The organism is Desulfovibrio sp. 86 (assembly GCF_902702915.1).
Classification (GTDB): domain Bacteria; phylum Desulfobacterota; class Desulfovibrionia; order Desulfovibrionales; family Desulfovibrionaceae; genus Desulfovibrio.
The window spans coordinates 820,236-832,825 of record NZ_LR738849.1; the positions used below are offsets into that span (position 1 = coordinate 820,236).

Below are 12,590 nucleotides of genomic sequence, written 5' to 3' on the forward strand. Positions count from 1 at the left end.
TTCCCTATGATCTGCGAAACCTGAGGAAAGCGCGCATGAAGATGTTTCAGTTCAGGATCCTTTTGCTGGTTCTCTCAATTCTGCTTTACTCGAGCGTCTGCCCGCGCGCCCACGCCCAGGAAGAGGCTATGCGCGTGGGTTTTTTTGAATTCGGCGACTACATGTTTCGTGCCCGCAGTGGCCAGTACCAGGGGCTCATCTTTGAGTTTCTGCAAGAAATTTCCCGAACCACTGGCATGCGTTACAAAGTTGTGGACTGCGGCAACTGGACCCGCAGCCTGGAAATGCTTGAAAACGACCAGATAGACCTTTTGCCCTGCACCTTTTTTACGCCAGAACGCGCCGAAAAGATGCTCTTTCCCAACCTGCCTCTTGCCAATTCCTTCATGACCATCAGCGTCAGAGACGATGACGCGCGCTATACCTTTGAAGACTATGCCGCGTTGGACGGCATGCGCGTGGGCGTTCTGGCCAACACCAAGAACGTCCCCGCCCTTGAAGCCTTTATGCGCGATCGCAACCTGAACTTGACGCTGGTGCCTTACATCGACATGCAAAGCATGCTGCAAGCCCTGCGCGACAAGGAACTGGACGGCGTGGGCATCACCAACCTTGGCAAAAACAATCCCTTTCGCGTTATCGCACAATTTTCGCCAGAACCTTTTTACATTGCCGTCAACAAGCGCAAGCCCGAAATTGACCGGCCCCGGTTTTTTGTACCAGGCTAAAAGTTAGTGGCAAGCGCTTTGCGGCGCTTCTTCTGCCATCCGTATACACAACAACTCAGTGGGAGGCGAGAGCGACCCCATTGCCCCTCCCATGGGAGGGGCAAAAAACGTCAGAGGTGCTGGCGGTTGGCCTCCCAGGGAACGATGCGGCCGGCGGTGATTGTAATGCCTACGCCAGTTCTCAATAACAATTTCAGCCTCTTGTAGCGTCATAAACAGCTCGCCGTCCAGCAGCTTGTCGCGCAATTTTCCGTTAAAGCTTTCGCAGTAGCCGTTTTCCCAAGGGCTTCCCGGCTCAATGTATTGAGTCTGTACCGATAGTTCCGCCAACCACTTTTTCAAGGCTAATGCCACGAATTCCGGGCCGTTGTCCGAACGAATATTGTCCGGTCGGCCATGGGTCAAAAACAAATCCGCCAAGACATGCATGACCTGCTCGGCACGAATCGTACGAGCCACATGCAAGGCCAAGCATTCACGGCTGTATTCGTCAATGACCACCAATACCCGGAAGGCTTTGCCATTAACGGTACGGCAATGCACGAAGTCATAAGCCCAGACATGGTTTTTCCACTCCGGGCGGAGACGAACGCAGGAACCGTCATTCAACCACAGCCGTTTTCGTGGGCGCTGTTTTGCCGGAACCTTCAAGCCTTCCTGTTTCCAAATCCGCTCTACGCGGTTGTAGCTGATACCCCACCCGTCCATCCGCAAAAGATCGGTTATCGCCCTGTATCCGTACCGGCCATACTCCGAAGCGTAGTTGATCACCGCCTGGCGCACCAGCACTGAAAATTCACGGACAGAAGACGTGTACCGCTGCGTTGTCCGGTTTTGCCCAAGAACAGCGCATATTTTACGCTCGCTGCTCCCGGTCTGCTCACGAACATGCTCCGCACATTGGCGGCGACGAGCGGGGCTCAAAAGTTTCCCTTTGCCGCCTCCGCCAAAATAATTTTCTCAAGACTCAGATCGGCCACTGCCCGCCGCAGTCTGGCATTTTCCTTTTCAAGCTCTTTCAACCGCTTGAGCTGATCCGTTCCCATGCCACCGTATTCCTTGCGCCAACGGTAGTAGGTTTGCTCCGTCACGGCTATCTTTCGGCAGGCCATGGCGATGCTCTCGCCTTGTCCCACTAGCACCTCGACCTCGCGTAGCTTGAAGATAATCTGCTCTGCTGTGAAGTTTTTGCGACCCATTGCAAGCCCTCCGTGCCCACACCATACACTAACTTTTTAGGTGGGCCAGTTTTTTGGGGGCAGGTCATTGGCGCCGTCACCCTTGCGAATTTTCATCGCACCAGATGGGTATACGGTTCGCCGTTGCGGCGCAGGGCAGCGCGGATAAACCGCGCCTAGCCCTTGCGCCTGACGGCTGACCCTGCAGCTGCAGGGCACTTTCAGCGTTACATTGTTCTAAGGAAGCACTGATTAAAGAGCCTCCTGGAAACGCGCTGGTATTTCCTTTGGCAAGGCGCGCTCTTTTTTTGAAACAGGAGTGGGCTCTTCCATCCTCGACTGTTTCAAAAAAGTAAAGCAAGTCCGCCAAACGGAATAAATCAGCGTTTCCCTAGAAGCAGTAGTTCAGTTCTTCAAAGTAGGCCTTGGGATGCGCACATGCGGGGCACATTTCGGGCGCATGGTCGCCTTCCACAAGACAGCCGCAATTAAGGCAGCGCCACACCGTGGGCTTGGAACGCATAAACATGCGTCCTTCCTTGATGTCGCTGGCCAGCTTCAGAAAACGCTTTTCGTGATAGGCTTCGGCCACGGCGATATGGCGCATGGCAAAGGCCACTTCAGAAAAACCTTCTTTTTCGGCAGTGGCTGCCATAGAAGGATACATCTCGGTATGCTCATAATTTTCGCCATGGGCGGCGGCCAGCAGGTTGGCTTCGCTGCCGGCGATGATGCCAGCGGGATAGGCTGCCTGAATTTCTACTTCGCCGCCCTCAAGAAACTTGAACAGGCGTTTGGCATGTTCCTTTTCCTGCGCAGCGGTTTCAAGAAAAATCTCTTCCACCAGCACGAAGCCGTCTTTTTTGGCCACACCGGAAAAGAAGTCATAGCGGTTGCGCGCCTGGGATTCACCGGCAAAAGCGGTAAGAATGTTCTTTTCAGTCTGGCTGCCCTTCAATGATTTCATAATCCTCTCCTCGAACATGCCAAGCATGCATTTAAGGTGTGTGAGCAGTAATCAAATAAAAAGGGACAGCCATTGCCATCCCCAAAATCCACTATAAGAAATGCGATCAGTTACTGTCAAGTCTTTATGCAACCCGTTGCGCCTCTGCAAGCTGGGCCTCCAGAGCCGCTATTTGTGCCTGGAGGGCATTAATTTTACTATTGATTCCGGCATCCATCACACCGCCGGTCACATGACTGGCAAGACTGGTCAACTGACTTTTGAGAGCTTCAATCTGCTTTTTGATGTTCTCAACGGAATTTGCTCCACCGGATCCGCCGCCAACTCCGGAGCCTCCACCTGCGCCGCCCGTACTCTGGGCGGACTCCTCCGCCGCGCCGCCGGAAAGTCCTTCAACGGATACGCCGGAAGAGCTGGCAGTTTCGGCTTTTTTGTCGCTGTCAGAGGCCGAGGCGGTATACCGGCCCAGTTTTTCGGCAAAAAGCTCCCTGGCTTTATCGGAGATGCTTACCGTATCGCCGGAGCCGCTCTCTGACGAGGCGCTGCTGACGGTTTTGCCGCTGCCTCCGGTAACGCTCCAGAGTTCATCCACGCCAGAAAGACCGCTGACGCCGTATGCGCTTGTGCTGGACACGCTCATAATTGCTCCTTCAGTGCAGATTAACTTTGAAATGCAACACCTTTCAAAGTTTTCATTCAGCCGAAAAATGTGATTTGCGATAACCATCAGCAGGCTGGTCGTTCTATTAACCAATTGCTGTCTTTGCGGCAGTCGTTGGCGAGTCTACGAGCCTTACGAATGGCGACAGCGATTACACAGAACAAGACGTATAGTTACTCATGCTGTCTTCAAGCGTAGTTTCCTGCGTCACAACGCTTTAAGCATCCGTAGCTTCCTTCGTCGCAACGGCTAAAGCTCGGCTGAATCCACGCCACTTCGTGGCGGCTGCCGCCTTCGCGTCAGCAGAGCAATTTCAAAGTGAAATGGCTCTAGTGCCGGGCGCCGGGAAAATATTGCTCCTCGCCCGCTCCTCCCCGAAGCAGCAAAAGATATGCCATTCTATACTGGTAAAATTTGCCCAGAGGGCGCGGTGGCGGCCGTTCTTTACAGGCGCGCCGACCTGTGGCAGCCTTGTCGCATGGCTGAAAAAAATCCGGCTTCACGGCGCTTCCGGTCTGTAGGCGCGCCCTTGCCCGCCTGTGTACATCTGCGCCTTGCCGACGGCACCGATCTTACAGCCAGGGTAAAGATCTCCTCACGTGCCAGGCGCACGCGCCTTTCCCTCAGCCCTTACGGGCAGTTGACCATCACCACTCCTGAAGGCATGCCCCTGTCGCTGCTGGAACAGACTCTCCCCCAGTTCTTGCCATGGCTTGAACGCGCATGGAAAAAACGCAAGGCCACTGCCCCACGGCAGCAATTGCCTTCCAGCATTGAACTGCCCCTGGCCGGGCTGACGTTTGCGGTGCGGACTGAGGGCGACATGGCGGCGGGCAGGCTGGCGGCGGCACGGCATCATGAAAACCATTTTTCCCTGCTGGCGCGGCAGGGTTCGCAACGGCTGCTGCTGGTGCAAAGCCCTGACTGCCTCCGCCTGTTTGGCGCGGTTGAAGACGCCAGCCTGTGCGTCAAGGCCCTGCGCCAGTGGTGCCGCCATATGGCTGAAGCCCTGCTTCCGGCATATCTGACCGCCCTTGCCCTGCAGACAGGCTTTGCGCTTGAAAAAATCAGCGTGCGGGATCAACGCTCGCGCTGGGGCAGTTGCGCCCGAACGCGCAGAGGCAAGGGCGCGGCCAGCGGCAGAAGCCAACCGCAGAAAAACGGCAGGCCAAGGGCACAGGACGGTACAGCGCACGACGCCTCCCTCCCCGTGCAAGGCAGGGCCGGAAGACTGGCCGCAAAGCTTTTCGGCCTGTTCACCACCAGAGCCGAGAACCATGACGGCAGGCAGGTCGGACTTCTGCCCGCAGATCAGGAGTACAGCCCTGCGGGGCAGCAAGCCCCCCCCATCGGGCGCATCAGCCTCAACTGGCGGGCGGCGCTTCTTCCTCTGCCCCTTCTGGAGCACCTTTGCTGGCACGAGCTGTGCCACCTGCGCCATATGGACCATTCGCCAGCTTACAGGGCCGAGCTTGCCCGATACTCGCCCCACTGGCCGGAACAGGAAAAAGCCCTCAATGACGCATGGCGCGACCTGCCCTGGTGGGCGCTGCCCGGAGAAGGCGATCCCGACCCGGCTGAAAGCGAAGAAGACTGAAAATGAAGACGGCCGCCCCCACCGTCCGCCGGGCCAGAACGCCGCTGCGGATAGGACAGGGACGTGGCCTCGATGCTCTTGCGCTTCGTGTTTTTTGGCTGGATGGCAGGCTGAAAGGCAAGGCATTTCAACGGCGATATGCCTGGACAGTGCCGCCACGAGACGAATTTCCCGTCATATCACGGAGAACGAACCTTTTACGCAGAGAGTGTACTCTGACGGTACTCGGCCGGAATAAAAGGCGAAGCGCGACGCAGAAATACCAGGAAAGGCGCTCGTGACAACAGTGTCTAGGGCTTCAGGTCGCCCATGGAGTTTGCCCTTCCGGCCAGCACGATGGTGTCGCCCTTTTGCAGCACCGTCATGGCCGGGGGCACAAAGTTGAAAGAATGTTCCCCCACAGGGCGTATGCCCAGCACCATGACGTTAAACCGCTGCATCAGGTTGAGGTCAATCAAGGTCTTGCCGTGCCACTCGTCCACCTTCAATTCCTGAATGGCTATGCCGCCATACTTGGGGATAAGGTCCAGCATGCCGGGGTAGGTAAGCTGGTGGGCGGCCATGACGGCGGCCTCCATTTCGGGCACAAGGGCGCGGTTGACGCGCAGACGCTGCAATATCTTGCGGTGTTCCTCGTTGGACGCCTTGACCCATATCTTGGGGCCGCCCAGTTCCTGCACGTTCAGGGTGATGCTCAGCGACTGCTCCACGCTCTGGCCCACGCTGATGACCACCCAGTCCAGGTCCTGCACATGCAGCGAACGCAGCACGGCGATGTTTGTGGCGTCAGCCTTGTACACGGAATTCAACGCATCCTCGGCCCGCTGCACCTGTGCGTCGGACATGTCTATGCCGACCACCGTATGCCCCAGAGACACCAGGGTGGTGGCCATGCGCAGCCCGAACTTGCCCAGGCCGATAACACCGATTTCAAGTTTCTTTTCCGCCATATATCTCTCGCAGTAACGCTCCCGCCGCTGGCGGAAACGCCTTTATGCCCGCACGGCTTTTTGTCCATGCCAGGACGTCTTGTACAGGAATGCCGTTCACCAACGGCGCAAATATTTTTTGGGGGCCGCATCCCCGGCGCAAAACCCGTTGGGGCCGACCAGACGGCCACTGCGCGTTGCCCAAAACTTGCGCATACCGCGCCGAACAGGCAGATGCGATCCGTACCATGCACCAGACCGTACTTGAGGCCGCGCGCCAGCCATGCGCCGGACCGCGTCCCGGTCTAGCCGATGGGCAGCTGTGTTTCCGCCACTGAGTAGGCCTTGCGCGGCTGAAGGCTCTGCACGGCCATGAGCAGGCTCAGCAGGCCCACGCGCCCGGCAAACATGTTGACGATAATAATGCCCTTGCCCTCGGCGCTCAGTTCTGGCGTGAGATTCAGGGAAAGCCCCACAGTGCCGAGGGCGGACACTTCCTCAAACAGAATGCGCAAAAAAGACGGCCCGTCAGTTGTTGTTCCGTGCAGAATCCCGTATTCCGTGATGCTGAGCAGAAAGGTCGATATGCCCACCAGCATGGAGTAGAGAAAGAACAGCGTCAGGGCACGGGTGACGTTTTCTTCCGGCACGCCCCTGCCTTCCAGCACTATCTGCCTGTCGCCGCGAAACTGCGCTGCAATATACCCCGCCAGCACCCTGAACGTCACCACCTTGATGCCGCCAGAGCACGAACCTGGCCCGCCGCCCACAAACATGAGGGCCATGATCACCAGCAGGCTGGCCTCGCTGAGGCTGGTCATGTTGATGGTGTTGAAACCGGCAGTGCGCGCCACTGCCGCCTGAAACAGGGCTGTCAGGGCCAGATCGAAACCGTCGCCAAGGGCATGCTCATTGCCCACACGCCAGAATTCAATGGCAAAGCCTATGGTCGCGCCCACAACGATGAGAAAAAAACTGGTTTTCAGCACCAGGCGGCTGAACCGGCTGAACTGGCGTACCGGCAGGCCGATGCGGCCTCCGGAGATGATGCCGAGCGCCTCGCGCAGTACGCCAAAGCCTATGCTGCCCAAAAAAACGCTGGCCGTGATGATGCTGTTCACCACCACATCGTCGCGAAAATTCATGAGGCTGTTGGAACTGAGCGAAAAACCCGCATTACAGAAAGCCGACACCGCGTGAAAAACCGCGCTGAACGGATAAAAAAACACTGGATCATGCCAGTACAGCAAAAGGGCCGTCACCGCCTCAATACTGAAGACAAGGGCCAGCACCTGCACAAGAAAGGATTTGAGGTTAAAATCGTCCCCAAGCAATGCCTGGCTCACGGCTTCACGGCTGGTGAAGGGCACATGGTTGCGCCAGAGCAGAAAAATAATGCTTGTATAGGTCATGATGCCAAGGCCGCCCAGTTGCACGAGCAAAAGCAGCACGGTCTCGCCAAAGGGGCTGAGCACGGCGCTGATGTCCACAGGCGTAAGCCCTGTGACGCACACGGCGGATGTGGAAAGAAAGGCCGCGTCAATCAGGCTGAGGCTGTGCCCTTTCTGCCAGCTTGCGGGCGTGTGCAACAAGACCGCCCCGACGGCAATAACCGCCAGGAATGAAAAAACGGGCCAGGTGAGGGGACTGAAAAATCGGTTCCGCTGCATTCTCACCATGTAAGCCAGGCGTGACGGGATTGCAAGGCAGATGACGCCCAACAGCAATCCGTCTGACGCGCGGGCAGCGCTCTTTACAGACGGCTTGGGTGCGCGTATGCTCCTTTCTGAGCTAGGGGAACCGTGCGGACGACAGTTGCACGGCTGAGAGTGGGAAAACCCAGACCCTATGAACCTGACGCAGTTCGCACTGCCGGAGGGAAGCCGCAGCCACAAGCTCCACTGCTGCTTGTGGTTTTTTTGCGCCCTGCGTCGCAACCAGCGAGGCACACATGTCTACGACACTTTGTTCCCAGAACGCCGCTTTGCGCGGCCTTCTGGATACGCACCTTGCCGCCCTGGCCGCCGAAGAGGGCCTGACCCAGGAGGCAATCGTCGCCGCCCTTGAAGCCGGAACCATGGTTCTGCTTGGCAATCCCGCCCATGCCGGTCTCAAGCCCATTCTCGTGGGCCAGCCTGCCAGGGTCAAGGTCAACGCCAACATTGGCACGTCTCCCCTGAACAACTGCCCCAATACGGAAGAACGCAAAATTCACGCCGCGCTGGACGCGGGCGCGGACACGGTCATGGATCTTTCCATCGCCGGAGACCTGGACGCCCTGCGTCTGGGCATGCTGGCCGCCTGCCCCCGCCCTCTGGGCACGGTGCCGCTCTACGCCGTGGGCCAGCAGATACTCGACGCCGACCGCGAGATCACCAGCATGTCGCCCGACGATCTTTTTGACGAAATAGCCAAGCAGGCCGCGCAGGGTGTGGATTTTGTCACCGTGCACTGCGGCCTTTCCCACCGTGGTGCCGAGATGGCCGTCAAGAACAACCGTGTTCTGGGCATAGTCTCGCGCGGCGGCTCCATGCTGGCGCGCTGGATGCTTGAAAACGACCGCGAAAATCCCCTGCTTGAATATTTTGACCGCCTGCTGGACATCTGCCGCCCCTACAATGTCACCCTGTCCCTGGGGGACGGCCTGCGCCCCGGCGCTGGCGTGGATGCCGGGGACGCCGCGCAGTGGGAAGAAGTCATCAATCTTGGGCGTCTTGCCAAGTACGCGCTTGAGCGCGGCGTACAGTGCATGATCGAAGGCCCCGGCCATGTGCCGCTCAATCAGGTGCGCACCCAGATTCAGGGCATCAAGCGCCTGACCAACAATGCGCCCCTCTACGTGCTTGGCCCCCTGTGCTGCGACAGCGCGCCCGGCTACGACCATATAGCCGGAGCCATAGGCGGCGCACTTGGCGTGGAGGCCGGCGTGGATTTTCTCTGCTACCTCACCCCCGCCGAACACCTTACCCTGCCGGATGAAGCCGACGTGCGCGCGGGCGTCATGGCCTCACGGGTGGCGGCCCAGGTGGGCGAAACCGCCCTTGGCCGTCCCCATGCCGTGGCGCGCGAGGCTGCCATGAACGCCGCTCGCAAGGCTCTGGACTGGGATGGCATGTCAAAGGCCGCCCTTGACCCCAAGATGCTCGAAAAACGCCGCGAGGCCCACAAGTCTGAAGAAGTGTGCGCCATGTGCGGCAAGTTCTGCGCGGTCAAGATGCTGCGCGACCATTAGGGAAACGCTGATTTATTCCGTTTGGCGGTGTTGCTTCACTTTTTTTGAAGCAGTCGAGGACGGAAGAGTCCACTCCTGCTTCAAAAAAAGAGCGCGCCTTGCCAAACGAAATAACTGCGCGTTTCCAGGAGGCTCTTTAATCAGTGCTTCCTTAGAGCGATTTCACTAGCGGTGCTGTCGCCATCTGGAAGGCTTCTTCGTCGCCTAACGGCTGCCGCTTGAAATTGCTCTGGCGGCTGCGGGAGCGGACGCCCGCTGCAAGTTCTGATGGTAAGGGCTGACACCGCGCTTGCGCTTTCACCACAGGCGGCTGCTCCGGCAGCCGCCTGAGCGTTTCGGCATGCCCACACTCCGGATGTGCCGCCACAGCAGGCATACAGGCGGCGGGCAGGCAGCCTTCCAGTGGCCCCTTCTTGACTCCAAACGGTCCTGCAGATATGCCTCAGCCTTGCCCGCGCTTTGGCGCGGGATCACCATCCCCTCTGCCCGGCGTAACCCGGTATGCGGAAGCACTATGAACGTACCCGTTCCTGTGGCCACTGTGGGCCTTCTGCTTTTTTCCAACGTCTTCATGACCTTTGCCTGGTACGGGCACCTGCGTTACAAGGGCGCGGCCCTGCCCGTGGTGATCCTTGTCAGTTGGGGTCTGGCTTTTTTCGAATACCTGCTGCAGGTTCCTGCCAACCGCATCGGCTACGGGCACTTTTCGGCAGCGGAACTGAAAACCATTCAGGAAATCATTTCCCTGAGCGTTTTCATGGTTTTTTCCACCCTGTGGCTGCATGAACCCATGCGCTGGAACCACGCCGTGGGCTTCGGGCTTATCGTGCTGGCCGCGTGGGTCATTTTCAAGGAGTGGTAGCATGGAATTCGGTCTCGTAGCCCTGCTGGCGGGCATCGCTGCCGCCTTTGCCGGTGGCTTTATCGACGCCATCGCCGGAGGGGGCGGGCTTGTGACCATGCCCGCGCTGCTGCTGACCGGGGTGCCGCCGCACATGGCCCTGGGAGCCAACAAGTTCAGCGCCTGTCTTGGCACCTGCGTGGCCCTGGGGAACTTTGCGCGCAGCCGCCTTGTACTCTGGCGCGTGGCCCTGGCCGGACTGGCCTTCTCCCTTTTGGGCTCCTGGGCGGGCGCGCGTCTGGCGTTGCACGTGGAACCGGCGCTGCTGGGCAAAATCCTGGTGGGGCTTTTGCCCGTGGGCATGTGCGCCACCCTCATGCCACGCAAGGAGCGGGCGGGCGGCCTCGACATGGCCCTCTACGGCCCGCGCCTGTGGCTGCTCACGCCCATGGTCTGCCTGCTCATCGGCGCGTATGACGGATTTTTCGGCCCCGGCACGGGCAGCTTTCTGATACTGGCCTTTCACTGGATTCTGCGCATGGGCCTTATGGAAGCATCGGCCACGTCCAAGGTGCTCAACCTCGCGTCCAACTTCGCCGGACTCATGGTCTTCATGATCAACGGCGTGGTGGTCTGGAGCCTGGCCCTGCCCATGGCCGCAGCCTGCTGCCTGGGCAACTGGCTTGGCAGCCGCCTGGCCATCCGGGTGGGCCCCGCCGCCGTGCGCCGCTTTCTTATGGTTTCACTGAGCCTCCTGCTGCTCACCCTTGTGTGGCAATATTTTCTGGCGCCATTCATGCGGTAGGCCATTGCCTCTTGGATTTTTTTGTGGGGGAGGGACCCTTTTGCAAAAGGGTCTCCTCCCCCACGCCCCCACCCCCTAAAAATCTTAGTGTATTGTATTGTAATACAACGAGCTTTCTAGCCTGTAGTGGGGGGGGCATAAACAAAGCCTCCCAGTCATCGCACCATTCAAAATTTGTCCGTCCCGCGCACCAAACACTACGGCAAACGCTACGACCAATCCTCCCCCGGCAATTGCGCCAAACAATACGCCAGCCGTAACGCCGGATGGCGGCACGAGCGAACCCCTCCCGAACCCGGGGCATTTAAGAAAACACTGATTAAAGAGCCTGTTGGAAACGCGCAGTTGTTTCGTTTGGCAAGGCGCGATCTTTTTTTGAAGCAGGAGTGGACTCTTCCGTCCTCGACTGTTTCAAAAAAAGTGACGCAACGCCGCCAAACAGAATAAATCAGTGTTTCCTTATAAACACAAAGGCCCGTGCACAATGCACGGGCCTTTGCGATATATGGATAGAAGAAACTTATTTCTTGGCGTCCTGCTGCATCGTGTCACGAACCTTTTCGGCTTCTTTCAGCTCGTCTTGCGCTTCACGCAGTTTCTGCTGCCGTTTTTCGATCTTTTTACGCGCAACGCCCTGAGCCGTGGCCTTGTCCAATTCTGCCTGACGCTCCGCCACTTTTTCCTGCTTCTCAAGCACCTTGATTTTGGCTTCGGCCAGTTCGCCGTCATCCGTGCACCACGTGCGCACGTTTTCCAGGGCGCGCTCAAGTCCGGCCGCCCTGCCCGTGTTCTTGTGCTGCTTGGCGATGCTCAGCTGACGCTCAAGCTCGGCTATTTTTTTAGTGCAAATACCTTCCGCGCGCACCGACACGGCAAAGGCGGAAACCACGACTGCGCAAGCGTACATTGAAGCTATCTTCATTATATTCTTGATCATATTTTCTCCTTTTTTGCCCAGGGCAGTGCCTGAGGCATGCCCTGGGGTGGGCATGTCCTGCCCACTGTTATCCCTATATAATGGTACAAACAAAAATCCAACATATGCGATCCTTGTCCGTTTATGAGCGGCACTATATACTTATTACAAACTGGCCGACATTGCGCCCGCAACTTCGACCATCAAGGAGCCACACATGCGTACATTGATTTTCACTCTTGCTCTCGTGCTTACCCTGGGGCTGAGCGCTGTCCAGGCGGCGTCTGTCAAAACCCATCTGCCCGGCGACCTTACTCTCGAAGAGGCGCAGGACATTCTCAAGGCGGCGCTGGCCAAGGCAAAAGAAGTTGCCGTTCCGATGAACATTGCCGTGGTGGACGCGGGGGGAAACCTTAAAATTTTCGCCCGCCAGGACGGGGCCTTTCTTGGCAGTATAGACATCGCCCAAAAGAAGGCCAAAACGGCCCGCTACTTCAACATGTCCACGGGCGAACTGGGCGCAGCCGCGCAGCCCGGCAAGGAGCTTTTCGGCATCGAGGTGACCAATAACGGACTCGCCATCTTCGGCGGCGGGGAACTGCTGGTGCGCGGCGGCGTTGTCGTTGGGGCCATCGGCGTCAGCGGCGGCAGCGTTGTGGACGATACCACTGTGGCCAAGGCGGGAGCAGCGGTCCTGCAGCAATCGTCCAAAAAATCTTCTTTTTAGGCGGCTAAA

The 12,590-nt window shown here is 58.2% G+C and carries 12 protein-coding genes; 6 read left to right on the plus strand and 6 right to left on the minus strand.

From position 1 onward, the window contains the following. The first annotated feature begins 35 nt into the window (after nt 1-35). Nucleotides 36-728 (plus strand): transporter substrate-binding domain-containing protein, encoded by a 693-nt coding sequence (locus DESU86_RS03550; RefSeq protein WP_179979788.1) that lies wholly within the window; start codon nt 36-38, stop codon nt 726-728. Between the two features lie 3 nt (nt 729-731). Here the strand turns inward: DESU86_RS03550 and DESU86_RS03555 are convergent. From DESU86_RS03555 to DESU86_RS03565, 3 genes are all read right to left on the minus strand, one after another. Continuing rightward, a protein-coding gene (locus DESU86_RS03555) for an IS3 family transposase (RefSeq protein WP_232088246.1) occupies nt 732-1,927 on the minus strand; the annotation gives its coding sequence in 2 pieces (ribosomal slippage) (nt 732-1,663 and nt 1,663-1,927; 1,197 coding nt in all). A gap of 370 nt (nt 1,928-2,297) precedes the next feature. Beyond that, nucleotides 2,298-2,873 (minus strand): rubrerythrin, encoded by a 576-nt coding sequence (gene rbr, locus DESU86_RS03560; RefSeq protein ID WP_179979789.1) that lies wholly within the window; start codon nt 2,871-2,873, stop codon nt 2,298-2,300. A gap of 124 nt (nt 2,874-2,997) precedes the next feature. Continuing rightward, entirely contained in the window at nt 2,998-3,513 is a 516-nt protein-coding gene (locus DESU86_RS03565; protein ID WP_179979790.1) for a FlxA-like family protein, read from the minus strand. Nucleotides 3,514-3,925: 412 nt separating this feature from the next. On the opposite strand from DESU86_RS03565, the gene DESU86_RS03570 reads away from it, so the two are divergent. Next, entirely contained in the window at nt 3,926-5,131 is a 1,206-nt protein-coding gene (locus DESU86_RS03570) for a M48 family metallopeptidase (RefSeq protein WP_232088247.1), read from the plus strand. A 290-nt stretch (nt 5,132-5,421) separates the two neighbouring features. Here DESU86_RS03570 and DESU86_RS03575 read toward each other — a convergent pair whose 3' ends face one another. Together DESU86_RS03575 and DESU86_RS03580 are read right to left on the minus strand one after the other, a co-directional pair. Further along, nucleotides 5,422-6,081 carry a potassium channel family protein gene (locus DESU86_RS03575; protein WP_179979791.1) on the minus strand — a complete coding sequence of 220 codons (660 nt, stop codon included), beginning with the start codon at nt 6,079-6,081 and terminating at the stop codon, nt 5,422-5,424. A gap of 284 nt (nt 6,082-6,365) precedes the next feature. Next, nucleotides 6,366-7,652: a TrkH family potassium uptake protein gene (locus DESU86_RS03580; protein ID WP_232088248.1), complete on the minus strand. Its 1,287-nt coding sequence runs from the start codon at nt 7,650-7,652 to the stop codon at nt 6,366-6,368. A gap of 359 nt (nt 7,653-8,011) precedes the next feature. On the opposite strand from DESU86_RS03580, the gene thiC reads away from it, so the two are divergent. From thiC to DESU86_RS03595, 3 genes are all read left to right on the plus strand, one after another. After that, on the plus strand, nt 8,012-9,292 hold the full coding sequence (gene thiC / locus DESU86_RS03585; RefSeq protein WP_179979793.1) for a phosphomethylpyrimidine synthase ThiC: 1,281 nt from the start codon (nt 8,012-8,014) through the stop codon (nt 9,290-9,292). Between the two features lie 514 nt (nt 9,293-9,806). Next, nucleotides 9,807-10,154, plus strand: a complete 348-nt coding sequence (locus DESU86_RS03590; RefSeq protein WP_179979794.1) for a DMT family protein — start codon at nt 9,807-9,809, stop codon at nt 10,152-10,154. A 1-nt stretch (nt 10,155) separates the two neighbouring features. Beyond that, nucleotides 10,156-10,938 (plus strand): sulfite exporter TauE/SafE family protein, encoded by a 783-nt coding sequence (locus DESU86_RS03595; RefSeq protein WP_179979795.1) that lies wholly within the window; start codon nt 10,156-10,158, stop codon nt 10,936-10,938. 520 nt (nt 10,939-11,458) lie between these two features. Here the strand turns inward: DESU86_RS03595 and DESU86_RS03600 are convergent. Beyond that, the gene (locus tag DESU86_RS03600) at nt 11,459-11,875 is read right to left on the minus strand and encodes a DUF1090 domain-containing protein (RefSeq protein WP_179979796.1); all 417 of its coding nucleotides are present in this window, start codon (nt 11,873-11,875) and stop codon (nt 11,459-11,461) included. A 196-nt stretch (nt 11,876-12,071) separates the two neighbouring features. Here DESU86_RS03600 and DESU86_RS03605 point away from each other — a divergent pair, with 196 nt between their 5' ends. After that, nucleotides 12,072-12,581 carry a GlcG/HbpS family heme-binding protein gene (locus DESU86_RS03605; RefSeq protein WP_179979797.1) on the plus strand — a complete coding sequence of 170 codons (510 nt, stop codon included), beginning with the start codon at nt 12,072-12,074 and terminating at the stop codon, nt 12,579-12,581. Nucleotides 12,582-12,590: the final 9 nt, after the last annotated feature.